The 25,860-nt window shown below is 65.8% G+C and carries 23 protein-coding genes and 5 tRNA genes; 9 read left to right on the plus strand and 19 right to left on the minus strand.

What is annotated here, in order from left to right:
* Positions 1-64 precede the first annotated feature (64 nt).
* Positions 65-1,504 carry a PLP-dependent aminotransferase family protein gene (locus GOQ09_RS04900; protein WP_157612147.1) on the minus strand — a complete coding sequence of 480 codons (1,440 nt, stop codon included), beginning with the start codon at positions 1,502-1,504 and terminating at the stop codon, positions 65-67.
* A 135-nt stretch (positions 1,505-1,639) separates the two neighbouring features.
* Between GOQ09_RS04900 and GOQ09_RS04905 the strand changes: the two genes are divergently transcribed.
* Positions 1,640-2,788 carry a pyridoxal phosphate-dependent aminotransferase gene (locus GOQ09_RS04905; RefSeq protein ID WP_157612149.1) on the plus strand — a complete coding sequence of 383 codons (1,149 nt, stop codon included), beginning with the start codon at positions 1,640-1,642 and terminating at the stop codon, positions 2,786-2,788.
* Here GOQ09_RS04905 and GOQ09_RS04910 read toward each other — a convergent pair.
* Positions 2,785-4,611, minus strand: coding sequence for a histidine kinase (locus GOQ09_RS04910; RefSeq protein ID WP_242631001.1), 1,827 nt, complete (start codon positions 4,609-4,611; stop codon positions 2,785-2,787). The genes GOQ09_RS04905 and GOQ09_RS04910 overlap by 4 nt on opposite strands.
* A gap of 225 nt (positions 4,612-4,836) precedes the next feature.
* Between GOQ09_RS04910 and oxlT the strand changes: the two genes are divergently transcribed.
* Positions 4,837-6,189 (plus strand): oxalate/formate MFS antiporter, encoded by a 1,353-nt coding sequence (gene oxlT / locus GOQ09_RS04915; RefSeq protein ID WP_157612152.1) that lies wholly within the window; start codon positions 4,837-4,839, stop codon positions 6,187-6,189.
* Positions 6,190-6,296: 107 nt separating this feature from the next.
* Here oxlT and GOQ09_RS04920 read toward each other — a convergent pair whose 3' ends face one another.
* From GOQ09_RS04920 to GOQ09_RS04970, 11 genes are all read right to left on the minus strand, one after another.
* Entirely contained in the window at positions 6,297-7,052 is a 756-nt protein-coding gene (locus GOQ09_RS04920; RefSeq protein ID WP_157612154.1) for a response regulator transcription factor, read from the minus strand.
* An 8-nt stretch (positions 7,053-7,060) separates the two neighbouring features.
* The gene (locus GOQ09_RS04925) at positions 7,061-7,351 is read right to left on the minus strand and encodes a DUF1330 domain-containing protein (protein ID WP_157612156.1); all 291 of its coding nucleotides are present in this window, start codon (positions 7,349-7,351) and stop codon (positions 7,061-7,063) included.
* A gap of 68 nt (positions 7,352-7,419) precedes the next feature.
* Positions 7,420-9,048: a tannase/feruloyl esterase family alpha/beta hydrolase gene (locus GOQ09_RS04930; protein WP_157612158.1), complete on the minus strand. Its 1,629-nt coding sequence runs from the start codon at positions 9,046-9,048 to the stop codon at positions 7,420-7,422.
* Between the two features lie 163 nt (positions 9,049-9,211).
* Positions 9,212-9,892, minus strand: a complete 681-nt coding sequence (locus tag GOQ09_RS04935) for a Crp/Fnr family transcriptional regulator (protein ID WP_157612160.1) — start codon at positions 9,890-9,892, stop codon at positions 9,212-9,214.
* Between the two features lie 214 nt (positions 9,893-10,106).
* A complete protein-coding gene (locus GOQ09_RS04940; RefSeq protein WP_157612162.1) occupies positions 10,107-10,670 on the minus strand; it encodes an HNH endonuclease in 564 nt (187 codons plus the stop codon).
* A gap of 62 nt (positions 10,671-10,732) precedes the next feature.
* Positions 10,733-10,809 (minus strand) — tRNA-Asn (locus GOQ09_RS04945).
* 50 nt (positions 10,810-10,859) lie between these two features.
* The gene (locus tag GOQ09_RS04950; RefSeq protein WP_157612165.1) at positions 10,860-11,060 is read right to left on the minus strand and encodes a short-chain dehydrogenase; all 201 of its coding nucleotides are present in this window, start codon (positions 11,058-11,060) and stop codon (positions 10,860-10,862) included.
* A gap of 98 nt (positions 11,061-11,158) precedes the next feature.
* Positions 11,159-11,236, minus strand: a tRNA-Arg gene (locus GOQ09_RS04955).
* A gap of 122 nt (positions 11,237-11,358) precedes the next feature.
* A tRNA-Pro gene (locus tag GOQ09_RS04960) sits at positions 11,359-11,434 on the minus strand.
* 20 nt (positions 11,435-11,454) lie between these two features.
* Positions 11,455-11,539 (minus strand) — tRNA-Leu (locus tag GOQ09_RS04965).
* A gap of 147 nt (positions 11,540-11,686) precedes the next feature.
* Positions 11,687-11,763 (minus strand) — tRNA-Gly (locus GOQ09_RS04970).
* 578 nt (positions 11,764-12,341) lie between these two features.
* Between GOQ09_RS04970 and GOQ09_RS04975 the strand changes: the two genes are divergently transcribed.
* On the plus strand, positions 12,342-12,728 hold the full coding sequence (locus GOQ09_RS04975) for a hypothetical protein (RefSeq protein ID WP_157612168.1): 387 nt from the start codon (positions 12,342-12,344) through the stop codon (positions 12,726-12,728).
* A 22-nt stretch (positions 12,729-12,750) separates the two neighbouring features.
* On the opposite strand, the gene paoC is transcribed toward GOQ09_RS04975, so the two are convergent.
* From paoC to GOQ09_RS04995, 4 genes are all read right to left on the minus strand, one after another.
* Positions 12,751-14,964 (minus strand): aldehyde oxidoreductase molybdenum-binding subunit PaoC, encoded by a 2,214-nt coding sequence (paoC, locus tag GOQ09_RS04980; protein ID WP_157612170.1) that lies wholly within the window; start codon positions 14,962-14,964, stop codon positions 12,751-12,753.
* A 5-nt stretch (positions 14,965-14,969) separates the two neighbouring features.
* On the minus strand, positions 14,970-15,920 hold the full coding sequence (locus GOQ09_RS04985; RefSeq protein WP_157612172.1) for an FAD binding domain-containing protein: 951 nt from the start codon (positions 15,918-15,920) through the stop codon (positions 14,970-14,972).
* Positions 15,917-16,567, minus strand: a complete 651-nt coding sequence (paoA, locus tag GOQ09_RS04990; RefSeq protein WP_157612173.1) for an aldehyde dehydrogenase iron-sulfur subunit PaoA — start codon at positions 16,565-16,567, stop codon at positions 15,917-15,919. Before paoA ends, GOQ09_RS04985 begins: the two co-directional genes overlap by 4 nt.
* A gap of 246 nt (positions 16,568-16,813) precedes the next feature.
* Entirely contained in the window at positions 16,814-17,797 is a 984-nt protein-coding gene (locus tag GOQ09_RS04995) for an AraC family transcriptional regulator (protein WP_157612175.1), read from the minus strand.
* Positions 17,798-17,997: 200 nt separating this feature from the next.
* Between GOQ09_RS04995 and GOQ09_RS05000 the strand changes: the two genes are divergently transcribed.
* On the plus strand, positions 17,998-18,870 hold the full coding sequence (locus GOQ09_RS05000) for an alpha/beta fold hydrolase (RefSeq protein WP_157612178.1): 873 nt from the start codon (positions 17,998-18,000) through the stop codon (positions 18,868-18,870).
* Between the two features lie 7 nt (positions 18,871-18,877).
* On the opposite strand, the gene GOQ09_RS05005 is transcribed toward GOQ09_RS05000, so the two are convergent.
* Both GOQ09_RS05005 and GOQ09_RS05010 read right to left on the minus strand, forming a co-directional pair.
* A complete protein-coding gene (locus tag GOQ09_RS05005) occupies positions 18,878-19,783 on the minus strand; it encodes a beta-1,6-N-acetylglucosaminyltransferase (RefSeq protein ID WP_157612180.1) in 906 nt (301 codons plus the stop codon).
* 78 nt (positions 19,784-19,861) lie between these two features.
* Positions 19,862-20,761 (minus strand): LysR substrate-binding domain-containing protein, encoded by a 900-nt coding sequence (locus GOQ09_RS05010; RefSeq protein ID WP_157612182.1) that lies wholly within the window; start codon positions 20,759-20,761, stop codon positions 19,862-19,864.
* Between the two features lie 129 nt (positions 20,762-20,890).
* Between GOQ09_RS05010 and GOQ09_RS05015 the strand changes: the two genes are divergently transcribed.
* From GOQ09_RS05015 to GOQ09_RS05035, 5 genes are all read left to right on the plus strand, one after another.
* Positions 20,891-22,051, plus strand: a complete 1,161-nt coding sequence (locus GOQ09_RS05015) for a CaiB/BaiF CoA transferase family protein (RefSeq protein WP_157612184.1) — start codon at positions 20,891-20,893, stop codon at positions 22,049-22,051.
* Between the two features lie 52 nt (positions 22,052-22,103).
* A complete protein-coding gene (locus GOQ09_RS05020; protein WP_157612186.1) occupies positions 22,104-23,021 on the plus strand; it encodes a dioxygenase in 918 nt (305 codons plus the stop codon).
* 12 nt (positions 23,022-23,033) lie between these two features.
* Complete coding sequence (locus tag GOQ09_RS05025) at positions 23,034-23,840, plus strand: citryl-CoA lyase (protein ID WP_157612187.1); 807 nt, start codon at positions 23,034-23,036, stop codon at positions 23,838-23,840.
* Complete coding sequence (locus GOQ09_RS05030) at positions 23,837-24,802, plus strand: Bug family tripartite tricarboxylate transporter substrate binding protein (RefSeq protein WP_157612189.1); 966 nt, start codon at positions 23,837-23,839, stop codon at positions 24,800-24,802. Before GOQ09_RS05025 ends, GOQ09_RS05030 begins: the two co-directional genes overlap by 4 nt.
* A gap of 61 nt (positions 24,803-24,863) precedes the next feature.
* Complete coding sequence (locus GOQ09_RS05035) at positions 24,864-25,844, plus strand: Bug family tripartite tricarboxylate transporter substrate binding protein (RefSeq protein ID WP_157612191.1); 981 nt, start codon at positions 24,864-24,866, stop codon at positions 25,842-25,844.
* The last annotated feature ends 16 nt before the right edge of the window (positions 25,845-25,860 follow it).

Genomic DNA, 25,860 nt, shown 5'->3' on the forward strand with positions numbered 1-25,860 from the left:
TCACCAGCGCTTGGACGGGACACCGTCTAACTTTGCAGAACGGGAGGCTGTTTTCCCGGTGCAGTCATCGTACACCGGCTTTGGATGCCTTGCGCGCCATGGCGCCGAGCGTGCGCAGGCCCTTGTCGATCCGCGTGTCCCAGCCGTGGCCGCCGCTCAGCCGCAGGCAATGCGCGTATTTGCCGCTGGCCGAGAACACGACCCCTGGCGCGAAGCAGATACCTTTCTCGAGCGCCTCTGCAAACAGAAGGCGCGTGTCGGCCGGCTCGGGCAGCTCGACCCACAGCACAAAGTTTCCTTCGGGCCGCGACACCTTCGTGCCCGGCGGAAACGTCTGCTCGATCACCCGCGTCATGCGTTCGAGGGTGTCGGCAAACTCGCGCCGAATACGGCGCAGGTGGCGGTCGTAGTCGCCGTTGGAGAGAAAGGTGGCCAGCGCCACCTGGGTGAGCACGGGCGTGGCAAGGCTCGTGGCGAACTTGGTTTCGAGCACCCGCGCCATGTACCGGCCGGTCGAGATCCAGCCGATGCGGTAGCCGGGCGCGAGCGTCTTGGAAAAAGAGCCGCAGTAGATGACGTTGTCGTGCGTGTCGAGCGCGCTGAAGGGCAGGGGGCGCTCCTCGCCGAAGTGAACGTCGCCGTACACGTCGTCCTCGATCAGCGGTACGCCATGCTTCGCGAGCAGGCGCAGCGCGGCGCGCTTGTTCTCTTCGGGCATGGTGCAGCCCAGCGGATTGCTGAAGCTCGACGCCAGCACGCAGGCGCGCACCTTGCCCGAGGCGACGATGTCGCCCAGCGCATCGACGTCTACGCCGGTGACGGCATCGGTCGGCAACTCGACGACCTTGAGCCTCTTCGCGCGCAAGACCTGAAGCAGCCCGAAGTAGGTGGGCGATTCGATCGCGACCGTGTCACCGGGCTCCGTGACCGCGCCGAGCGCGAGCGCCAGCGCCTCGGTGCAGCCGCAGGTAATGGCAATGTCGTCCGGCGACAGCGCCTGGCCGTAGCGCAGCGCGCGCCGGGCAATCTCCAGGCGCAGCGACACCTCGCCGCGCGGCGGCGAGTAGGTGTTGCACTGCCCGCCCTTCACGCGTGCCGTGCGCGCAAGCACGAGGTCGAGCTTGGACGAAGAAAGCAGCCGCTGGTTGGGAATGGCGCAGCCGAGCGGCACTAGGCTGTCGTCCGACGCGTGCTCCAGCAGGTCGAGCATGAGGCCCGAGAGCTCCACCTTGGCGGGCCGGATCGAATGCCGCGTGGTCGTTGGAACGGGCAAGGCGGGCGACGCCTTGGCAACGTAGTAGCCCGACTGCGGCCGCACCTCGAGGATGCCGCGGTCTTCGAGCAGGCGGTAGGCCTGCACGGCCGTGCTGAGGCTGGTGCGTTGCTGCGTGCTGATCTCCCGCAGCGACGGCGCCCGCATGCCGGGCCGCAGCGCGCCGCGGCCGGCCAGGCCGGCCACGAAATCGGCGACTTCTTCATAGCGAAACCTGGAAGGCTGTGACACGGCTGGATCCTGCTTTCATGAACGGCACGGCACTCAACTGTACTGCACCAAATTTCAAGAAATTGTGGCTGTTATCGAAAGTCATGAAACGGCAATATCAATGCCGAGCCACACCAACCGATCAAGCAGCAGTACATGGCACGGTTTCCGGACAACGAGATCATTTCCCTGGTCAGCAAGGCGCCCCGATTCGACCTCGCCGAAAGCGTGGGACCGAGCGTGCGGCTCGCGGAACTGATCGGCATGGCCTTCGGGGACGACGCCGATTTTTCGCTGGACTACGGAACGGCGGCGGGCAACCCGGAGCTGCGGCAGGAGATTGCGAGCGAAAGCGGCGTGCACGCCGACGACGTCGTGGTCACGGTCGGCGGCATGCACGCGCTCTTTCTCATCGCCTTCACGCTGTGCCAGACGGGCGACGAAGCCATCGTGGCCGAGCCGGTATTTCCGCTCGCACGCAACGCGTTGACCGCGGTGGGCGCCGTGACGCGCCCGCTGCCGCTCAGCTTCGACACGGGTTACCGCATCGACCTGGATGAACTTCGAAAACTGCTGTCCCCCAAGACGAAACTGGTGAGCCTGGCCTCGCCGCAGAACCCCTCAGGCGTTGCGATTCCCGAGCGGACCCTGCGCGAGATCGTGGCGATGCTGGCCGCGCATGCGCCAGATGCCTGGCTGCTGATCGACGAGACCTACCGCGAGGCCGCCTACGGCGAAGATGCCGCCGCGCCGAGCGCCGCATGCCTCGGGCCGAAGGTCATCTCGGTTTCTTCGCTGTCCAAGTGCCATGGGTCGGCGGGCTTGCGCATCGGCTGGGCTATCACCCGCGACACGGCACTGCGCCAGGCGCTGGTGACGGCAAAGTTCAGCACGGTGATCTCGTGCTCGCCGGTCGACGAGGCGCTTGCACTGGCCGTGTTCAGGCAGCGCGAGCGGATCATTGGCGAGAGGCGCAAGCTCCTCGCGCAGAACCTGCAGCTGGTCGAGAACTGGGTGCTGCGCCATCCGGGCCATATCGATTGGGTGCGTCCGGATGCAGGTGCGTTGTGCTGCGTGCGGCTCAAGCCCGGAGTCTTCGACGCCGCGGCGGTCGAACGCTTCTATGCGACGCTGGCGAGGTACAGCACGCGCGTCGCACCCGGCGCGTGGTTCGGAGACGATCCGCTGGTGTTCCGGCTCGGCTTCGGCTTGCCCACGCTCACGGCGCTGGCCATTGCGCTGGAGTGCGTATCGGTGGCCTTGACCGAGGCCACGCGGGCGCCGGAGGGCGCGGCCGCTTTCTAGCCCGTGCTTTGCCCGCGCTGCGTCCAGCGCAGCGACACCCAGGTGCCTTCGCCGCGGCGGCTCTCGATGCGCAACCGCGCGCCGATCGCATCGGCCTGCTCGCGCAGCCCTACGATCCCGTAGTGCCCTGCGGCCCCCGCGCTCGGCTCGAAGCCGATGCCGTCGTCGCCGATCTCCAGTTCGACTTCATCGCTAGCGACGCTGTGCAGGCGGATCAGCAGGCGCCGCGCACCCGCATGGCGTTCTACGTTGCGCAGCACTTCCTCGCACATGTGAAACACGGTTTCCGCCGGCTCGGCCGCCAGGTCTGCGAGCGCGGGGTCCATCTGGCAGTCGAGTTCGACGCCGGTGCGCTCGCTCTGGCTCTTGGCCAGCTCGGCCAGCGCCGCGCCCAAACCGATGTCGCGCACCGGGTTGCTGCGCAGTTGGTCGATGGCACGGCGTGCCTCGTCCAGCCCGTCGCGCGCCGCGCGCTCGGCCCTGACCAGTTCGTCCGGCAGCGCATCGGGCCGGCTCGATGCAAGGTGCTTGAGCACGCGGATCTCGGTGAGCATTGCCATCATCGAATGCGCCAGCGTGTCGTGCAGCCCGCGCGCCAAGCGCAGGCGCTCGCGCACCACTGCGGCATCGCGTGACTCCTGCGCGAGCCGGCTGATCTCCTCGGTGCGCTGCCGCACGCGCTCGTCCAACTCGGCATTGAGCCGGCGCAACTCGTCGCGTTCGCGCTGCAGCGTATTCAGCAAACGGTCGAGGGCGCTGCCCAGCCGCGCGGCTTCGTCGGCACCTTGCGGCACCTGGATGCGCGTTGCGCTTCCGGCCAGCACCGCGTCCGCCGAATGGGCGATCACGCTCACGCGCCGCGTGAGGCGGTGCGCCACGATGATGCCGGCGACAGCGGCCGCCAGACCCAGCAGGCTCAGCACGATCGAGATGCGCCATTCGATGGCCGTGGCAAATGCCGCGACCGATTCGACCGGCTGGATCACCACGGCCTGCCAGCCGAGCCGGCGCAGCGTGCCATCGCGGGCGTTGGGCGGAGCGGCGATCAGGTAGGGCCGGTTGTCCAGGAGCCGGCGGGTGCGGATGCGCGTGGGCAGGTCGGATCCGTCGTTGCCCAGCCCGGCGACGACAGGGTCGAATGGCGTGATGGGATCGCCCACGTCCTGCCAGCGCTTGCCCAGCAGCACGCCCGGCCCGTGGCGCACGACGCCGTCGCGGTCGATCAGCAGCCATTCGCCGGGCGAGGCGCGGATTTCGGCCACCATCTGCTCCACCCAGCTCCAGCTCAGGTTGGCGGCTACCACGCCGATGATCGCCCCGTCGGCATTGCGCACCGGTGCGGTGAGCTTCAGGAAGCGTTCGCCCGGCGAGCGGCCTTCCTCGATCCATGCGGCGTTCAGGCCCTGCGAAATCCAGGCGTGCTGATTGACGTTCTGGCCGACCACCTGCTCGTCGGTCGCCGCGACGATGAAGCCGTCGGCATCGGTCACCGCCAGCCAGATCAAGTCGGGCACCCCGCGGCGCACCGCCTCGAGTGATCGCTTCAGGCGTGCACCTTCGCTGTGCTGCACGTCTTCCGACAGCATGGCCGCCACCACGCTGACCGCTTGCAGGCGCAGCAGCAGCGCGGTGTCGAGCTCGGCGTTGACGTGCTCGGCCGCGGCTTCCAACCGCTGGCCGTGCTGCTCGAGCAGCGTTGCACGCACGAAGCTGCGCAGCCACAGGTTGGCCACCAGCGCAAGGCACAGGGTGAGCGCAATCAGCAGCCAGCCGATCGCGGCTGCCATGGAGCGCCGTGGGTCGATGCGACGTGCGAGGTTCATTGGCTGCGGATTCTCGCAAACGGCAGCCGTGACTTTCGGCATGGGTACTTCCCCTGAGTCCTCGGGGTTTGTCTCGATCCGCCGCGTGACTTCCGGCAGGCGCGCCGGCGGCGGTTTGCGGCAACAGTTGCACCCATCGCGATCCGTGCCCCCAGCGCGACTGAATTCCCAACCCTGCAACGTGCCGCGACGCGATCGGCGCGACAACGAATGGAGACGAAGCGAATGACCCCCACTTCCCCGACATACATCTCGTCCGGCGCGCCGCCGCGATTGATCGACAACCGCTGGCTGCAGCTGGTAGTCGGCATCGTCTGCATGATCGCCACGGCCAACATCCAGTACGCGTGGACTCTGTTCGTGCCGGAAATCCAGGGCAAGTTCGGCTGGGAGCGTGCGTCGATCCAGGTCGCCTTCACCATCTTCGTGCTGGTGCAGACCTGGCTCGCGCCCATCGAGGGCTACTTCATCGACAAGTTCGGACCGCGCCTGATCGTGGCCTTCGGCGCGCTGTTCATCGGCGCGGCCTGGGTCATCAACTCGCAAGCCACGACGCTGTTGGGCTTCTACATTGGCGCGGCCGTGGGCGGCATTGGCGTGGGCTCGATCTACGCCACCTGCATCAACAACGCGCTCAAGTGGTTTCCTGACCGCCGCGGCCTGGCCGTGGGCCTGACGGCCGGCGGCTACGGTGCCGGTTCGGCCGCCACCATCCTGCCGATTGCCGCGATGATCGAATCGTCGGGCTTCCAGCAGGCCTTCCTGTTCTTCGGCCTGCTGCAGGGTTCGCTGGCCTTTGCCGCGGCCTGGTTCCTGCGCCCGCCAAAGGGCAACGAGGTACGCGGATCGAGCAAGGTGGCGCAGAGCCGCCGCGACTACACGCTGGGCGAGGCGCTTCGCACCCCGCTGTTCTGGCTGATGATCGTGATGTTCTCGTGCGTGGTCACCGGCGGCATGATGGCCGTGGCCCAACTGGGCGTGATCGCACAGGACCTGGGCGTGAAGAACTTCAAGGTCGACCTGTACTTCGTCACCATGGCCGCACTGCCGCTCGCGCTGATGCTCGACCGCGTCATGAACGGCATCTCGCGTCCGCTGTTCGGCTGGATCTCCGACCACATCGGCCGCGAGAAGACGATGGTGATCGCGTTCACGCTGGAAGGCATCGGCATCATCGCGCTGGGCTACTTCGGCCACAACCCGTGGGCCTTCCTGATCCTGTCGGGCGTGGTGTTCCTGGCCTGGGGCGAGGTGTATTCGCTGTTCTCCGCACTGGCAGGCGATGCCTTCGGCACCAAGCACATCGGCAAGATCTACGGCGTGCTGTACTGCGCCAAGGGCATCGGCGCGCTGTTCGTGCCGCTCGGCAACCTGATGATGGAAGCGACCGGCACCTGGTCGACCGTGCTCTACACCGTGGCGGGCCTCGACCTGTTCGCAGCATTCCTGGCGATCGTCGCGCTGCGGCCGATGCTGGCAAAGCACACCGCCAGCAATATCGCCGCATCGCATGCGCCTTCGCCGGCGCCTGACCTTGCGATGCCGGGCGGCCTTGCGCCCGCAGGCCGCACGGCCTGACCGGCACCGGCTTCGTTTTTTTCAATGCACCCGTGGAACCGGCTTCGCCGGGGCTACCGGGTGCATTTGCATTTGCGAAGTTCAGAAGGCGCGACGGGCGCAGCGCCTTATTTCTTGAGCACGAGCACCGCCAGTTCGGTGCGGGTGTTGGCGTGAAGCTTTTGCATGATCCGGCTGACGTGGTTCTTTGCCGTTCCCTCGGCCAGGTTGAGGGCAGTGGCAATCTGGCGGTTGCCGTAGCCCTTGGCGATCAGCTCGAGCACGGCGGCCTCGCGGTCGGTCAGCGGCTTGGTTGCCGCGTCGGGCCCCGACAACTCGCCGGGAACAGTGGCCTGCGGCTCGGCGCGCAAATCCGGCGCAGGCGCGGGCGGCGGCTCCTGCGCAACGCGGTCGGCCAGCAGCCGGAACTGGTCCATCACCTTGCGCGCGATCTGCGGCGTGAGCCGTGATTCGCCGCGATGCACCGCCCGCACGGTGTCCAGCACTTCTTCTTCCGAGGCGTCCTTGAGAAGATAGGCTTGCGCGCCGGCGCGCACCGCGTCGAAGACCAGGTCGTCGCGGTCGAAGGTGGTCAGCACCATCACGCGCGTGTGCGGCAAGGCGGCGGAGATTTCGCGCGTGGCGAGCACGCCGCCCTTGCGCGGCATGTGCAGGTCCATCAGTACTACATCAGGCAGCAGGCGGCGTGCCAGCTCCACGGCTTCGATGCCGTCGGCCGCCTGGCCCACCACTTCGATGTCCGGCGCGGCATCGAGCAGCATGGCCATGCCGCGGCGGATGAGCGCCTGGTCGTCGGCGATCAGCACGCGGATCCGCGGCGCGGCATGCGGCGCGGGCGCCGACGGCTCGGCAATGGTGCTCATGGCAGGGCTCAGACGCCTTCGATGATCCGCAGGTCCCGTTCGGCGCCGCCGGCGAGTGCCGCAAGCGCGGCCTGGTAGTCGGGGCTGTCATGCACGGCACGGGCTTGCTCGACGCTGTCGAATTCGATCAGCACGGTGCGCTCCGGCAAGCCGTATTCATAGACCTGGGCGGGCATGCCCCGCGCCAGAAAACGACCGCCGCCCGCAGCGATTGCGGGGCCGGCGAGCTTTGCATAGGCCGCGAGTTTGTCGGCATCCTTGACGGCACGGTACGCGCTGACCCAATAGGCTTTTGCCATGGTGATTTCTCTCAGTTGCAGAGCGAGCAATATAGCTTGCTCGCCGCTTCACCGCTTGGCTTTGCAACTCAGGATGTGCAGGCGTAGTTGGCCGCCAACCTGGACGCCGCGGCATCGTTCGCCGGCCCGGTGTACCGCGGATATTGCGGGTACTGGCACAAGGGCCGGCTGAGCAGAACCGATCCATCGGTATCGCGCTTCTCCGCAACCAGCGTCGCCGGCGCGGCGCTCTTCGCCACCCATTGGTCGAGGGCCGTCAGCAGGTCGGCCGTATCGGCGCCTGGTCCTCCGGCGCAGTGGTTTACCCCCGGCGCAATGTAGAAACGCGTGGATGCATCGGCGGCCGGAGCGCCCACCGCGTTTCGCATGTTGGCGTGGTATTCGACCGTCGACCGGGCGCTGAGCGCGGAATCGTTTCCGCCATGCCACAAGATCAGCTTGCCGCCGCTGTTGATGAACGGCCGAATGTCCGCGTTGGTCGCGTCGTTGAGTGCGGCCATGGCATAGAGCGCGTTCTGGTTCTGGTCCCAGGGCGTGTAGGCCAGCGAATCGACGGTCCTGTCGCGCGCCAGGTAGTTTTTGACGGTCGTGTCCTGAAACAGAAACTGCAGCGCCATGGTGACATTGCCGTCGCCGGTGAGCCAGGTCCGCCAGGCACCGGGGTCGTCCTCATTGCCTGTCAGGTTCCAGCCCGCGTTGCGGAAGGTGGTGCTGCCCGTGAAGGTGGCTTCGGTGGTCCACGAGGTCACCACGTCGAGCTGTGCGTCCGACAGGCAGGTGTCCCCGGTATCGGTTCCGCCGGCGCAGCGCAGCGCGGCTACGTTGGCCACTGCCGGCGTGCATGCGGCCTGGTTGGACACAACGCCGTCCGCCACGCCGTCGAGCCCGTCGCACGCGTCTCGCACATGCTTGCTCAGCAGAGCCGTTTTCGCAGCGCTGAATGCACCGCCTGGCGCGGCAAGCGCCCGCGAATTCCGGTTGAACGCTCCCATGAAGCCGACCCAGTTGTAGGCCGGTGCACGCGCAATGACACCATCGAAAAGGTTCGGTGAGCGCTGCACTGCCATCAGTGCTTCCCGTCCGCCGTTGGAGCAGCCCTCGAAATACGACTTTGCGGGCAAGGCCCCATAGGCGGTTGCCAGGGTCTCCGTTGCGGTCGACATCACCGTGGGTACCGAGAGGCTGCCGAACAGTTGGGCGGCGAAGGTATCGGTCAACGCAAAGTTCGCGCTCAGTCCGTTGTCCTGGTGGCCGGAGTCGCTGGCGACCACGGCGTAGCCTTGGCTGAGCGCCGGTGCGCCGGGCGGTGTGATGGCGCCGTTGTAGCCGCCTCCGCCCTGGTAGTAGAGCTTGCCGTTCCATACCTCGGGCAGGGAGATCTGGAAGTTGAGCGCCGGCGCTATCGTGCCGGTGACCTTGCAGTACACGGGCGTGCCTGCCGACGCCGCCTCCATGGCGGCCGCGAGGGTAGCGCCCGCGACGGTCTTTCCGTTCAGGTCACCGCAGGCCTTTTGAGCCGTGACAGCTGGGGCGGGCGGAGGACTTGCCGGTGGTGCGGCTGGAGGGGCGGGGAGCGGCAAGAAGGGCGTACCGTTGCCGGAGTCACCGCCGCCGCAAGCCGCCAGCATCGCCACGCTGACAGCAGCAGCATGGAGCTTCACGCGAGGCAATGATGCCTTTGAGAGTAAGAAGTGCATGTCTCTATTCCTTTGTCAGTTCTCTGCCGGCGCACCGCATCGGGATTGAGCGATGCCCACCAGATTCTGAAAGGCGAGAACTTGGGCAACTGTTCCAGGACGGACATTCGGGCCGTTAATTTCTAAGGAAAAACCCTCCGGGTTTCAATGTCCGGCGGCCTTGTCAGGGATACCGGGCAAGTGCCTGCCGGTCCATCACGGTGATGTAGCCGTAGCCACGCTGGATGAGGCCCGCGGTTTCGAGTTCGGTCAGCGCCATGTTGACGCGCTGGCGCGAAATGCCCACGAGCAGCCCGATCTCCTCCTGGTTGATCCGCAGCGTGGAATCGGTATTCGGATAGAGCACCGGATGAAAGAGGCTCGAGATTCCACGCGCCACGCGCGCAGTCGGTTCGAGCAGCCGGTCGAACTTCACCATGGCAATGAACTGCCCGAGCCGCTCGTTCAAGTGCGAAAGCATGAAGTGGTTGAACGGAATGCTCCGCTCGAGCAACCATGAGAACGTGGCCCTCGGCAGGTGGACCGTGATGGTCGGACGTGTTGCCATGACCTCGTACCTGCGGTGCTCAGGCTTCAGCAGCGACCCTTCGCCGATCCATCCGCTGGCCGCGACCCCGGTGAACATGATCAGGCGGCCGTCCACCGTGGTGTCCTGAACCCGAAGAAAGCCTTCCAGCACGCCAATCCAGCTGTCGGCCATTTCGTCGCGCTGGCATACATAGGAGTGCGCTTCATGATGGCGGACGTACAGTGCCTCGAATGCCTTCGTTCGCTCTGCCTGCGTGAGTGCGCGCGGCCAGATGCACCGTTCGAAGAAAGCATTCAGTTCCTTGGCCGGCAGCATGCGTTACCACCACGCCAGGCGAGAGATATTGGCGCGGGCAAAGAACGAACCAGAGCGGACTCTCATTGCGAATTTCCTTGAGCTGCCGAATCCTATGAGTGCTGGCTTGCCGAGTTTGTAGCGTGGACGACATTTAGGTCCTTGCGCCGCTGGGACAAACCCTGACGGGCAAAAAGAAAAAGGGGCGCCCCTCGCGGAGCGCCCCCTTGTTCGTTCAGTTGAGCCTCGAGCCCTTCGGCAGCCGGCTCGCGAGCCACTCGTGCACGTCGGCTCGCACGTTCCGGCCTTCCAGGAGAAAGTCTTCCCAGCGGCTTGGCACGTACGGCAGGTAGACCAGCTTCATGCCCGCTTCCTCGGGCAGGCGGTCGGCCTTCTCCGAGTTGCAGGCGCGGCAGGCCGCGACCAGGTTCATCCAGTCCCAACCGCCGCCGCGGCTGACGGGAAGAATGTGCTCGCACGTGAGGTCTTGTTCGCGAAAGTGCTGCGCGCAGTAGGCGCAGGTGAAGCGGTCGCGCACGAAGAGCTTGCGCCGGCTGAAGGCCGGCGTGTGATCGAACAGGTTCACCTTTGCGCAGCCCTTGAGCGCGATGATCGGCGAGATCTCCAGCCGGGATTCCGCGCCGCGCGCCACGTTGAAGCCCCCGCGCATCGTCGCCAGCGGACCTGCGCCGTCCTCCCACACAACGGAGTCCGTTGCATAGTGAGCGGCAGCGTGCTCAAGCGAGATCCAGGCCTGCGGCGTTCCCTGGACGTCGAGCTGAAGAACTTGGGGTTTCATGATGACGGCCTCCTTTCATGGCCGAGCGCTTTTTTTGAGGGGAATCTCCTGTTTGTTGGCTGTGGCTCCTCGACCTGGGTTCGAACCAGGGACCTTCGCATTAACAGTGCGACGCTGCTACCAGCTGAGCTATCGAGGAAAAAAAGAAATTGTTCGATCGAGTGGGCGCCGGCAGCATTGCCGCGGCTGTTACCACTCGCCGATTTCGCGCACCCGCTGATCGAAGTCGAGCTTCTCGAACCGCTCGCGTGCGCGTTCGGCGTCCCGCTGGCGCTGCCCGGTCATTACACCGAAGCTGCGTGTGACCGCCTGCACAAGAGCGTTGCGAGGCCTGGGTTCGGACACCGTGATGCGGGTCGCCGGCCGGCGGTGGCTGGTGGTGAGTCGCATGGATGTCCTCCTGTTGGTCGCGCTGGGCGGTGGTGAATGATCTCTGTATATCGGCGGGTGCCGTGAAATATTGAGCGGCTGCTCGCACTCCGGGTGTATGGCCCCACGCACACGATTCGAACGTGCAACCCCCGGCTTCGTAGGCCGGTGCTCTGATCCAGTTGAGCTAACGCGGGAGGGGAGAAAGGCCTCTTGGCCAATCCTCCAATGGTGTCCGGTTACGAGTTCCGGCGCCTCCCAATCTTTGAGGCCGGTTTCCACGAGAGGACGATGTGAATCGCCCGGTCTCGCTCTTGTGTGGTCGGGGCGGCAGAAATCGAATCTGCGACCTGATGCTCCCAAAGCAACCGCGCTGCCAACTGCGCTACGCCCCGAAACCTTCGAGTGAATCTGGTGGTGCCCCAAGAGAGCCTCGAACTCTCATGACTTTCGTCCCCGGCTTCTGAGGCCGGTGCGTCTTTCAATTCCGCCATCGGGGCATTCCATTTCGGTTGTGTCTTCACGCGATTCGAGCGCTTGCGCGCCCACGTCGGCATCGCTGCACATGGCTGGGTCCAGACCGTGCACATCCCTCCAGGCCGCCGGCGCGGTTGGCCTCTGGAGGTGCTGCAAAGGCACACCCGAAATGGAGCAGCAGGAGGGCTTCGATCCCTCGGCCTCAACGTTGGCGACGTTGCGCTCTACCTGGCTGAGCTACGGCTGCATGTTCTTGCGGATCGTCGGCCCACCAGTGAGGGGCGCGATCCGCGGCAAATTTTTAAAGAGCGTTCACCGGCGCCGCTCGGCGGGTGAATTCACGGCAGCGCGATCACTGCAGTGGCGGCAGGCAACAGGTGCCGTTCGCGGTAGATGATGAAAAAAACAAAAAGGCCCGGATCCATTTCGGAATCCGGGCCTCTGATGAGAGAGCTTGGGAGGTATGCGCCTACGCGCTACCTCCACCCGGGTGCGGCTGATCCTCGTACTGCTGTCCGAGCCACAAGGTGGCCGGCGCTGCGGGAAGGGAGCTCAGCTGCGAATGCATGTTGAACGCCGCCAGACTGCGACCGCCGCGAAACGAGACGCGCACGAACGTACGGCCCGATGCCGGTCGGTTGTTCAGTGAGGTCATGTTTGCTTTCACGATGGTTTCCAGTGCTTGGCGAAGAAGTTCTCGATGATTCGAAGTTGGTTGCGGATGAAACGGGGACGAAGCAATTTCGTCGATGGGATGTACTGTAAACTCGGTTTACTATTTCACGCAACACTTTTTTTGAGTGTTGTGTTTTTTTCTCACCAAGCATGTCTCTTCCAGCTATCCGTCGCAACAACGTCCTGGTTCTCTTCGGCGAGTTTGTTGCGGAGCATGCGGCCAACGGGGCGGAGCCGCTCGGCTTGGCGGCCAGGTTTGCACAGAAGCTGCAGATCTCGGCCAGCATGTGGAGCCAGATCAAGAAAGGCCGAGTGATCTCGGACAAGCTGGCACGGCAGATCGAGTCCCATTGCGGAAAGGCCCCACTCTGGCTTGATGCGCCACAAGCCGCCGAGCCTTTGCCGGACGCGGGGGAGGAGCGGTTCGTGGAACTGGCGCGCCAGGCCTACAGGGCGCAGAACGCGCGTGGCAAGCGCGCGCTGCGCACCATCTTGCTGGAGCACGCGAACCCACCAGAGGGCAAAAGCCCCCGGTAGATTGCAAGTGCCGCAGCCCGGCTCAGGCCACCGGCGGCAGGCGGTCCAGCAATTTGTCGAGCGTGATCGGATAGTTGCGCACCCGAGCGCCCGTGGCGTTGTAGACGGCGTTGGCCACCGCGGCCGCAACGCCGCACATGCCGAGCTCGCCCACACCCTTGGCCTTCATCGGCGACGAGATCGGGTCTGTCTCATCGAGGAAGATCACCTCCTGGTGCGGAATGTCGGCGTGCACCGGCACCTCGTAGCCCGCAAGGTCGTGATTGACGAAAAAGCCGTGCCTCTTGTCGAGCGCCAGTTCTTCCATCAACGCGCCGCCAACGCCCATCGTCATGGCGCCGATCACCTGGCTGCGCGCCGACTTGGGGTTGAGAATGCGGCCGGCCGCGCATACAGCGAGCATGCGCCGGACGCGTATCTCGCCCGTGACGGCATCGACGCCCACCTCCACGAAATGCGCGCCGAAGGTGGATTGCTGGTACTTCTTGTCGAGGTCGCCGTACTCGATGCCGTCCTCGGCCACCAAGCCGTTCGTGCCCGCCGCTTCTGCAATGGGCACCACGCGTTCGCCGGACCGCACCATGCCGTCCGAAAATTCCACGCCCGCCGCCGCAGCAAAGCCCAGCTTGCTTGCAACGGCTTCGCGCAGCTTCATGCAGGCCGCATAAACGCCCGAGGTCGAATTGTTGGCGCCCCACTGCCCGCCGGACCCGGCCGAAACCGGGTAGGCCGAATCACCCAGGCGCACCTGAACCTTGTCGAGCGTTACGCCCATCGTTTCTGCAGCCGTCTGCGCAATGATGGTGTACGAGCCCGTGCCTATATCGGTCATGTCGGTCTCGACGGTGACCATGCCGCGGTTGTCCAAACGCACGCGCGCGGCCGACTTCGTCAGCAGGTTGTTGCGGAACGCCGCGGCAACGCCCATTCCCACGAGCCAGCGCCCGTCGCGCTGCCGGCCCGGTGACGCGTTGCGCTTGCTCCAGCCGAAGCGCTCGGCGCCCGTGCGCAGGCACTCGATCAGCTTGCGCTGCGAGTAGGGACGCTCCGGTTTTTCAGGGTCGACCTGGGTGTCGTTGAGCACGCGAAACTCGACGGGGTCGATGCCGAGCTTCTCGGCCATTTCGTCCATGGCAATCTCCAGCGCCATCAAGCCCGGCGCTTCACCGGGCGCACGCATGGCGTTGCCTTCGGGCAGGTCCAGCACGGCAAGCCGCGTGGTCGTCAGGCGGTTGGCGCCCGCATAGAGCAGCCGGGTCTGATTGACCGCGGTCTCCGCCTGGCCGCCAGGCAGGTCGCCGGACCAGCCTTCGTGCCCAATGGCCGTGATCTTGCCGTCCTTTCCGGCGCCGATGCGAATGCGCTGGATGGTCGCTGGCCGATGCGTGGTGTTGTTCATCATCAGCGGCCGCTGAAGTGCCACCTTCACGGGCCGCTTGGCCGCCCTCGCACCCAATGCGGCAAGCACCGCATCCGCGCGCACGAACAGCTTGCCGCCAAAGCCGCCGCCCACAAAGGGCGACACCAGGCGCACGTTGGTCTTGGGAATGCCGAGTGTCTTGGCGACGTCGCCGACGCCCCAGTCGATCATCTGGTTCGATGTCCAGATGGTGAGCTTGTCGCCCTTCCACTGCGCAATGGAAGCGTGCGGTTCCATCATGGCGTGCGACTCGTCGGGCGTGGTGTAGGTGGCATCGAGTTGCACCGGGGCCGATGCGAACGCGCCAGGGAAATCTCCGGTCTTCGTTTCAGGCTCGCCGGAAAACGGGTTGGGCTTGGGCAGTTGCGCCCCACTCATTTCTGCCGACAGGTCGAAGCGGCCCGCTGTTCGCGTGTACTCGACGCGCACCAGCTGCGCCGCGGCACGCGCCTGCTCGAAGGTGTTGGCCACGACCACTGCGACCGCCTGGTGGTAGTGATCGATCTCGGGCCCGCCCAGCAGCTTGGCCGTATTGAAGTCGCCCTTGCCGAGCTTGCCCGCATTGCGCGCCGTGACGATTGCCAGCACGCCCGGCGACGCGCGGGCGGCGGTCAGGTCCATCGAGGCGATGCGGCCTTTTGCGATGCCGGCGCCCACCACGTAGCCATAGGCGGCATTGGGCACTTCGGAGTTGCGTTCATAGGCATAGCGCGCGGAGCCCGTGGTCTTGACGGGGCCATCGATCCGGTCGGTCGGCTTGCCGATGATCTTGAGCTGGTCGATCGGGTTGGTGGTGGCGGGTGTGTCGAATTTCATGATGGTCAGCTCCTCGCTTGCACCATCGCCGCGGCCAGTGCGCGCTCGGCCAATGGCAACTTGAATGCGTTCTCGTGCGTCGGCTGCGCGCCGGCCAGAAGCTGCGCAGTCACGGCCTTGGCGCCTTGCGGCATCGAGGCTTCCGCGGACTCCAGGCGCCACGGCTTGTGCGCCACGCCACCCAGGGCCACGCGGCCGGAGCCGTCGCGCTGCACGATAGCCGCAACGGACACGAGCGCGAAGGCATAGGAGGCGCGGTCGCGCACCTTGCGGTAAACCTGCGCGCCGCCAATGGGCTTGGGCAGCGTGACGCTGGTGATCAGCTCATCCTGCTCCAGCGCCGTTTCGATGTGCGGCGTGTCGCCGGGCAGGCGATGAAAGTCGGCAATCGGGATCACGCGCGTGCGGCCATCGGGGCGCACCGTTTCCACGGTCGCGTCGAGCACGCGCATGGCCACTGCCATGTCGCTGGGGTGTGTCGCAATGCAGGCCTTGCTGGCGCCGACCACCGCATGCTGGCGGGTAACGCCGCCAATGGCGCTGCAACCGCTCCCGGGCTGGCGCTTGTTGCACGGCTGGTCGGTGTCGTAGAAGTACGGGCAGCGCGTGCGCTGCAGCAGGTTGCCTGCCGTCGTCGCCTTGTTGCGCAACTGGCCGGAAGCGCCGGCCAGCAGCGCGCGCGACAGCACGCCGTAGTCGCGGCGCACGCGCTCGTCGGCCGCCAGGTCGGTGTTGCGCACCAGTGCGCCCACTCGCAAGCCGCCATCGGCCGTGGGTTCGATCTTGTCCAGTGCAAGGCCGTTCACGTCGACCAGGTGCGGCGGCGCTTCGATCTGCAGCTTCATCAGGTCCAGCAGGTTGGTGCCGCCCGCGATGAACTTGGCACCCGGGTTGCGCGCGATGGCCGCCGCGGCCTGTGCCGGAGACTGCGCCTTCTCGTAGGTAAACGGCTTCATGCTCTGCTCCCCGCCACTTCGGTGATGGCCTCGACGATGTTGGAGTACGCGCCGCAGCGGCAGATGTTGCCGCTCATGCGCTCGCGCAGCTCATCGGCCGAGAGCATCGGGCGCGCGGTCAGGTCGGCGCTCACGTGGCTCGGAATGCCGCGCTTCACCTCGTCGATCACGCCGACCGCCGAGCAGATCTGGCCCGGCGTGCAGTAGCCGCACTGGTAGCCGTCGTGCTTGACGAATGCCGCCTGCAGCGGATGCATGTTCTGCGGCGTGCCCAGCCCTTCGATGGTGGTGACCTGCCCGCCATCGTGCATGACGGCGAGCGTCAGGCAGGAGTTGATCCGCCTTCCGTCGGCAATGACCGTGCACGCGCCGCACTGGCCGTGGTCGCAGCCCTTCTTGGTGCCGGTCAGGTGCAGGTGTTCGCGCAATGCATCGAGCAGGGTGGTGCGCGTATCGAGGTCGAGCGAATGCGCTTTGCCGTTGACGGTCAGCGACAGCTTCGCGCGGGGCACCGCACCTGCCGCGGAAGCAGCAGGCGCAGCGGCAGCAGGCGCGGAAGATGACACCGCCGCGGCAGTGGCGGCGGTTGCGGCGCCGACAATGAGCGCATCGCGCCGGGAGATCAGGTGGGTCGTGGGACTGTCCATATCGGCTCCTGTTGTTCGAGGTTCGTGGGTTCGTGGGCGATCACCGCTGATATCGCGAGCCATCGGCGATGGCAATAGGAGACCGGCTCTTTGTTGCCGGATGAGTTCCCCGACAGCAAAAAGGCCTCAGCCCGCGAGGCGTGGCCGGATCACCATTCTTCTGGCGCCACGCGCGGAATCGATAGAGCATTCCGCTTCATTTCTTGCTTGATCCTCTGTGCGCGCGAGCGCCGGCAGAGCAAAGGCTCAATCGTTCAGGGCAGGGCGGCGTCGAACGAAGTCTTTTGCATGCGTTTGCACGTTGGCGCCACGCGCGCCGTCCCGCAGCACATCGATGTCTCGCTTCGGCGGTGCTCCGAACAGGCGGCTGTATTCGCGGCTGAACTGCGAGGGGCTTTCATAGCCGACCTTGAAGGCGGCGCTCGCCGCATCGGAGTGCTCGCTCAGCATCAGCCGCTTCGCTTCGTTCAGCCGAAGCCACTTCTGGTACTGCAGCGGGCTCATGGCGGTGAGCTGGCGAAAGTGGTGATGAAAGGTGGGCGCGCTCATCTGCACGCGCGCTGCGAGTTCATCGACGCGAAGCGGCGAGGCGTAGTTCAGCTTCAGCCAATCGATGGCTCTTGCAATCCGGTAGCCCTGTCCGTCCACGGAGGCAATCTGCCGCAGCTTGGGCGCCTGGTCGCTCATCAGCAGCCGGTAGTGAATTTCCCGGTGGATCAGGGGCGCGAGAACGGGAATGGCCGCGGGCTCGTCGAGCAGCTCCAGCAGCCGTCCGAACGGTGCCAGCAGCGCGGGCGTTGCCGCGCCGATTCCCACCCCCACGCCGGGCGAGCGATCGCGATGCGGCGGCAGGCCGCCCTGCGCGACCAGCTCGGCCAGCACTCGCACGTCCAGCTTCAGCACCAGGCCCAGGCAGGGCCGCTCAGGGCTTGCCGCCAGCACTTCGGAATTGGCGGGCACATCGAGCGACGTGACCAGAAAGCGCGAGGTGTCGTAGGGGTAGGCGTCGCCGCCTACCCACATCTGCTTTGCGCCCTGCGCAACAAGAACGATGCTCGGCTCGACCATGCACACGACAGGCGAGGCCGGAGCTTCGCGCCGAAAGAAGCCGAGGCCGGCGATGGGCGTTTCGAAGTCGCCCGACCCCGTTGTTCGCGCGCCGATGATGCGGACCATGGCCTCCTGCGGCGGAACGGGTTGGGCGGCCGTGTCGTGGGGTCTGAGTGCCATGTTGCTGGAGCCTCCGCGAAGCACTCTAATGTGCGAGCCGATCTTCGTCCGAAAAACAGCGGCAGCACCAGAGGATCAGGCAAGAAATCGAGCGGAATACGCAAACGATTGGCGGGGCGCCCCTTCGGAACGTGCACTTGTCCAGCTTGCCGCGGACGGAGCGTACCCCTTGATTCAACTGATGAAAGGAGAACCACGAGATGAAAGCCGATCCAGCACGCCGCGAAAGCTTCGATATTGATGGTTGCAGGATTTCCGCCGTGGTGGGCGGAAACCGGAGCCACCCGGCTGTCTTGCTCCTGCACGGGTTCCCTAGCTCGTCGCGTACCTTCAGGAACATCATCCCGCGCTTGTCTGAAACATGCTTCGTGATCGCGCCGGATCTTCCGGGTTCGGGCGAATCCGATCTCGTTCCCGACGCGACCTTTGCCCGCTTCGCCGACCTGATCGAAGGCCTGCTGGAAAAGCTTGGCATCGCGAATGCCTATCTATATCTGCACGACTTCGGCGCGCCTGTGGCCTTGGAGCTGGCAATGCGCCATCCGCACCGCGTGCTGGGCCTGATCGTCCAGAACGCCAACGCGCATCGCACGGGCATGGGGCCGCAATGGCGCGGCACGATCGACTATTGGAGCGCCCCCTCGAAAGAAAACGAGCAAGCTGCCACTGCGCATCTCACCTTCGAAGGCGTGCGAGCCGAGTATGTCGGCGGTATACCTGACGACATTGCCTCGCGCATCTCCGCCGACAACTGGATCGAAGACTGGCGCACGATGAGCCGGCCAGGCCACCTGGAAGTGCAACGCGCCTTGGTCAAGGACTATGGGAACTACGTTGCCCGCTTCGACGACATCGCGCGGTATCTGCGCGACCACCAGCCGCCAGCGCTCATGCTGTGGGGGCGGCATGACAGCTACTTCGATTGCGCCGAGATCCTTTCCTGGCTGCAGGACCTGCCGCGCATGGAAGCGCATGTTCTGGACGGCCCGCACATGCTGCTCGAAACCCATGCCAAGTACTGCGCAGAACGGATCGCCGATTTCGTGCGGCGATCGCATCCCGTTCCCGCCTGAGCCAGCGCTACGCAGTCTTCCTGTCCTGCTCCGCGACCAGGTCGTCGTCGATGTCATCCAGCATGTCGCACAGGTCGCCCGAGACACCGCTTCCCACCTTGCGCACGAACCACCTCTCCGACGCGACGATCTCCTCGTAGTCGGCCGCGTGAAACCAGCGCGACAGCGAGGGATCGATCAGGTGCAGGTTGGCCGCGTCCCACACGCCCGACCCACTGACGCGCTTCACGCTGTGCCGCAGCGGAGAATGTGCAAGCAGGGTGTGGAAGTAGATTTCGTCCGGCGCCTTGGAGAACCGCAGAAAGCGCTTCACGGGTTCTTCGAGCGGATGCGACACGAGGTACCCCACCGCTTCGGGGGTGAGCGCCCACCATTGCGAGCCGAAGTGCCATTGCGGAAAAAGCGAAAACGAACGGCGGCCGAGCTTGCCGGTCAATTGCAGCAGGCCACGCGCCAGCCTTACGAGCGTGAACTTGCGTCCATCGACCGGCAGGTCTTCGTAGAACCAGAAATGGCGAACGCGCTCGTGCAGCTTGCGCGTGCTTGCCAGGGGAATCATCTTGATGAAGTTCATGCCCGCATGCGAGCGCGAATAGGCACCAAACTCCTCCATCGGACGCACCGGATAGCAGTTGCCGGAGAGAAGCACGAAATGGCTCACCTGCGACGCCTCGCATCTTGCGAGCGCAGCGCGCATGAGCTTCAAGGTGGCCTCAACCTGCGAAATGGCGCCCCAGCGCACGTCGACGCGGTCGTGCAAATAGGTCACGCGCGAGTCTTCGATGCGGAACGCCGCGAGATCGGACTTTGCATCGACATGAACAAAGCAGCGGCCCACGGACACGAGCCGCTGCAGCAGCCGTTTGACCTGCTGTGGATCTGCATGGACAAGCAATAGAAATACCGGGCTCATGTCGCGGTGTGCTCAGTGCGCAGTGCTTAGGGGCTTTCAATGATGCAAGAAGAATGCCCCGGGAACCAGCGCATGCCGCTACGGGGTACCTTGCAGGCTGCTTCGCAGCGCCAGCTTGCGCACGATGGTCGAGAACGCGCGCGTGGCCGCCGCGTCGCGCGCCACGGGCGACCACAGCATGCCGGGCGTACGCACCGGCGTGGGGCTTTCGAGCCGCACGACAACCAGGCCCGACTGAGCAGTAACGACATTGGCGGCCATGATGGAAGCCAGCTGCGTCTTGGCGACCAGGTCCATCATGGGCGCCAGCGTGTTGATCTCCGCGACCACATGCGGCTGCGCACCGCAGGAGCGAAAGCACTCGTCCAGCATCTGGCGGGTGGCAAAGCTCCCCGGCAACAACACCATGGGCAGCCGATGCAGCTCCACCATGCGCACCCGTTTGCGGCGCGCCAGGGGGTGCTTCTTCGCCACCACCAGCACCATCTCCTCGTTGTAGAGCGGTTCGAACTGCAGCGGCCCGGGCGCATTCGGCCGGTAGGCAATGCCCAGGTCCAGCGTGCCCTGCTGCAACCGCGCGGCAATCTGGTCGGCCGAGAGTTCTTCCACCACCACCTTCACCTGCGGGTGCTTTCCGTGAAAGCTCGCAATGCAGTCGGGAATGAAGCCCAGGTTGAAGGTGTGCGTGGAGCCCACGCGCAGCTCGCCCGTCACATCGGAGCTGCTCTGGCGCAGCGCACCCAGGCCCAGGTCGATCTCGTGCAGTGCCTTGGTGCAGTAGTGCAAAAACTCGTCGCCGGCTTCCGTCAGGCTCACGCGCTTGCCGATGCGGTCGAACAGCGGCTGGCCGACTTCTTCTTCGAGTTGCTTGATCTGGTGCGACAGCGTCGATTGCGTCACGTGAAGGCGCTCGGCCGCCCGGGTGAAGTTGAGCGAGCCTGAAAGAGCGATGAAGTAGCGCAGGTGCCGGAGTTCCATGGTGCTTCTTTTTGGTGCCGATGATCGATGGCATCGATGCTAACGATGAAAAACAATCATTTTCGGGAACGACCGCAGCCGCCTACAGTTTCTTCCAGTCCTTACAAACAACTAGCAGGAGACGCCTCGGTGCAAAAAGTCCTCAGCGGCATCAAGGTGCTGGAGCAAGGCACGTTCATTACCGGGCCGGCCGCGGGCATGTTTCTCGCGGACCTGGGCGCCGAGGTGGTGAAGATCGAACAGCCCGGCGCGGGCGACCCGTTCCGCGCCTTTCGCGGCGGGCTCTACAGCCCCCACTTCCAGACCTACAACCGCAACAAGCGCAGCATTACGCTCAACCCGAAGCTGCCTCAGGATGCGGCCGTGTTCGACGAGCTCGTCAAGGATGCGGATGTCTACATCCAGAATTTCCGCCCCGGCGCGGCCGATCGGCTGGGTGCAGGCGAAGCACGGTTGCGCGAGCTCAATCCGCGGCTGGTGTATTGCGCCATCAGCGGCTTCGGACAGACGGGCCCGGCCGCCGGCCGGCCGGCTTACGACACGGTTGCGCAGGCCGCGAGCGCCTTTCTCAAGCTGCTGGTGAACCCGGCCAACCCACGCGTGGTGGGGCCCGCACTGGCGGATGCCATGACCGGCTTCTATGCCGCCTATGGCGTGCTTGGTGCGCTGGTCGAACGTGGCCGCACCGGCCGTGGGCGCGCGGTGGAAGTGTCGATGCTGGAGGCCATGTGCCACTTCAACCTCGACGCGTTCACGCACTACTTTTCGGAGAGCGAGGTCATGGGCCCGTTCAGCCGGCCGAGCGTGTCGCAGTCTTATGTGCTGGAGTGCGCGGACGGCCTGTGGATCGCGCTGCACATGTCATCGCCCGAAAAATTCTGGCAGGGCTTGGCCAATGCCATCGAGCGGCCGCAGCTTTTTGCCGACCCGCGCTTTGCCTCGCGCGAGGCACGCATCGCCCACCAGGAAGACCTGATCGCGCTGCTTGGCGATCTGTTCCGCCAGCAGCCGCGCGCCACGTGGTGCGCCCGGCTCGAGGCCGAAGACGTGCCGCACGCCCCCATGTACGACACCCGCGAGGCCATGGAAGACCCGCAGGCGCGCCATCTGCAACTGGAGGTGAGCGCGCCCCACCCCGAGGGCGGCGAATGGCGCACCATCCGCTCGCCCGTGAGCTTCGACGGCGAACGCGCGCTGGAAGTGACGGCGCCGCCCACGCTGGGCGCCGACAACGCATCCATCGTCGATCCGATCCGCGCACGCCTGGGGCAGCCGCCGGGCGCGAGCTGAGGTCCCTCAAAGTAGCCCTCGATCAAGACACAAAGCCAGGAGACAAAAGAACATGACCCCATCAAACGAAAGCGAGTTGACGCAGGCCGTGCTGCAGCGGCTGCAAGGCGCCGGCGATGCGCGCTTTGCAGAGATCATGCAGTCGCTCATCACCCATCTGCATGCCTTCATCCGCGAGGTGGACCTGAAGCCCGACGAGTGGATGAAGAGCATCGAGTTTTTGACAGCGGTGGGCCAGACCTGCACCGACAAGCGCCAGGAGTTCATCCTGCTGTCGGACACGCTGGGCGCCTCGATGATGGTGGTCATGCTCGAGCAGCTGCGCGCCGCCGCCGGCAAGCGCGGCCGCGACGGCAGCGGTGCCACTGAAGCCACTGAGCTGGGCGAGGCCACGCACGCCACGGTGCAGGGCCCCTTTTATTGGGAAGGCGCACCTGATCTCCCGCTGGGTGCCGACGTGGCGCAGGGCGCCCGGGGCGAGCCGACCTTCTACAGCGGCCGCGTGACCGACACCCACGGCCAGCCGCTCCAGGGTGCGCTGCTCGACATCTGGTCCGGCGACGGAGAAGGCGTGTACGACATGCAGATCGAGGGCGCCGCCATGGCCGCGCGCGGGCGCATCCGCACCGACCATGAAGGCCGCTATTGGTTCTGGTCGATCCGCCCGACCTTTTATCCGATTCCGGTCGACGGACCCGTGGGCCGCATGCTGGATGCGATGGGCCGCCACCCCAACCGCCCGGGGCACATCCACATGATGGTTTCGGCGCCGGGCCATGTGCCGGTGACCACGCACCTCTTCGTGGCGGGCAGCCCGTACATCGAATCCGATGCGGTGTTCGGCGTGCGGCCGAGCCTGATCGTCGACTTCGAGTCGCACCCCGCGGGCCGCGCGCCCGACGGCAAGACGCTGGAAACGCCTTACTGGTCCGCGCACTACGACTTCCGCCTCGAACCCCAACACGCCTGAAAGACGCTACCCATGAAGATCGGAAAGTCCACCGTCCCGAGCACCGCCATCTGCACCTCGGACGAACACACCATCGTCGTGCGCGGACAGGACCTGTGCCAGGAGCTGATCGGGCACCTCTCGTTCGCCGACTATTTCTTCTTGCTGCTCACCGGGCGCCGCCCCGATGCGGCGTGCAGCGCCGTGCTCAATGCCACGCTGGTGGCCATTGCCGAGCACGGCCTGGTGCCGAGCGTGCAGGCCAGCCGCATGACCTTTGCGGCGGCGCCCGATGCGCTGCAGGGCGCGGTGGCGGCGGGCATCCTCGGCTGCGGCTCGGTGATCCTCGGCGCTTCCGAAACGGCGGGTCGCCTGTTCATGGACGTGGCCGCGCGCGTGGATGCGGGGGCCACGCTGCCCGATGCAGCCACGGCAGCCATCACCGAGCTGAAGGCCGCACGCGCGGCCATTCCGGGCTATGGCCATCCGCTGCACAAGGAGCGCGATCCGCGCGTCGACCGCCTGATCGAAGTGGCCACAGAGGCGGGTGCCGACCTGCGCTACGTGCGCATTGCGCAAGCGCTTGAAGAAGTGATCCCGGGCATTGTCGGCAAGGACCTGCGCATGAACGTTTCCGCGGCCATTCCGGCGGTGCTGCTGGGTGTGGGCTTTCCGGTGGCGTCGCTGCGCGGCGTGCCGATCCTCGCGCGCACAGCGGGGCTCATCGCGCACCTGGCGGAAGAGGCTGAAACGCCCAGCGGCTTTGCGCTGTCTTACCAGGCCACGCGCGAGCTCCAGTACAACGGCACCGTGCCTGCGGGCTTCGGGAAAGCGGCATGAAGCGCCGCGCGATCCTGGCCGCGGCAACGTTTGCCGCCACGCTGCTTTCGCAGGCGGGCGCATGGGCGCAGGGCGGCCACACCAGGCCTATCAAGCTGGTCGTGCCCTTCGCTGCCGGCACTTCGACCGACATCGTGGGGCGCGTGCTGGCCGAGGCGCTGGGGCGCCAGCTCTCGCAGGTGGTCATCGTCGACAACAGGCCCGGTGCGGGCGGCGCCATTGGCAGCGAGCTGGTGGCCCGTTCGGGTGCGGACGGGCACACCGTGCTGCTGGGCACCGTGGGCACCCACGCCATCAACGCCTCGCTCTTCAAGCGGCTCTCCTACCAGCCGCAGCGCGACTTCGTGCCGCTGGGTTTTGTCGGCGCCACGCCCACGCTGCTGGTGGTGCCGGCCGCGGCGCCGTGGAAGACCGTGGCGGACATGCGCCAGGCCAGCGGCAAGTCGGTGAGCTTTGCGTCGGCCGGCAACGGCACCTCGGGCCACCTTGCGGGCGAGCTGCTCAACCTGCGGCTGGGCAAGGACTTCGTGCACGTGCCTTACCGAGACGGCGCGCAGGCGCTCACCGAGGTGATGGCGGGCAACGTGCAGTTCATGTTCTATCACCCGGCCGCGGTGCTGCCGCAGGTGCGCGCCGGCAAGCTGCGGGCGCTCGGCGCATCGAGCGCCCGGCGGAGCATGGCTGCGCCCGATGTGCCGACGCTGGCCGAGCAAGGCATACCCGACTTCGACCTGGTGGCCTGGTTCATGTTGTATGCGCCGGCCGACATGCCCGCCGCGCAGCGCGACCGGCTGCGCGAAGCAACGCAGGCCGTGCTTGCCCAGCCCGCGGTGCGCGACAAGCTGGCCGCGCAGGGCATCGAGCCCATGGCGATGACCGCGGCGGAGATGGCGGCCTTCGGCACGTCCGAGATCGCGAAATGGGGCGAGGCCGTGCGCCGTTCGGGCGCACAGGTCGATTGAAGAAAAGACAAGAAGCGAAATTACCAAAACACGGGCACGCAGTGGCCCAAGGAGACAAAGAATGCGTTCGACGACCCTCAAGAAGATGCTTGGCCTGGTGCTGGGCATTGCCGGCAGCGTGGCCTCGGGCCTCGCAGGCGCCCAAACACCGGAATGGCCGAGCAAGCCGATCAAGATCGTGGTGGGCTTTGCCCCCGGCACGCCGCCCGACATCTTTGCCCGCATGTACGGCGACTACGCGAGCCGCAAGCTCGGCGTGCCCGTGCTCATCGACAACAAGCCGGGCACGGCCGGCAATCTTGCGTCGGACACGGTTGCCAAGGCCCCGGCCGACGGCTACACCTTTCTCTACAACCTCTCGACCGCGTTCACGATCAACCCGTACATCTACAGCAAGCTCCCGTTCGATCCCGACAAGGACCTGGTGCCCGTCGCGACGACGATGCGCCAGGGCCTGGTGCTGATCGCCAACGCCAAGTTCCCGGCCAAGACCATCAAGGAGCTGGTGGCCGCGGCCAAGGAGAAGCCGGGCACCTATTCGCATGCCTCGTACGGCGCGGGCAGTCCGTCGCAGCTGATCGTGGAATCGCTGAAAGACGAGGTGGGCATCAACATGCTGCACGTGCCTTACCGGGCCAGCCCGATCGCCGACCTGGTCGGCGGACAGGTCGATACGCTGATGGAGCCCATTGCCACAGGGTATCCGTTCATCAGCAGCGGCCGTGTGCAGGCACTGGCCTATTCGGGCCCCACGCGGCACCCGGCCTTGCCCGACGTGCCCACGCTGTCAGAAGTGATGCCGGGCTTTTCGATGATGTCGTGGCACGGCATCTGGGCGCCCGCTGCGACGCCTGCCGCGGTGCTCAACCGCTTCAACGCCGTGTTCGTGGAGGCCAGCAAGGACCCGGACCTCGCCAAGCGCATCAAGGACCTCAACAGCGAACCGCTGGGCGTCACGCGCGGCGAGATGAGCGCCATGGTGCGCCGCGACGCGGAAATCTACAGCAAGGTGGTGAAGGCCCGCAACATCCGGGTGGACTGAAGCAGGCAGCCGCCGG

The organism is Variovorax paradoxus (assembly GCF_009755665.1).
GTDB lineage: Bacteria > Pseudomonadota > Gammaproteobacteria > Burkholderiales > Burkholderiaceae_C > Variovorax > Variovorax paradoxus_G.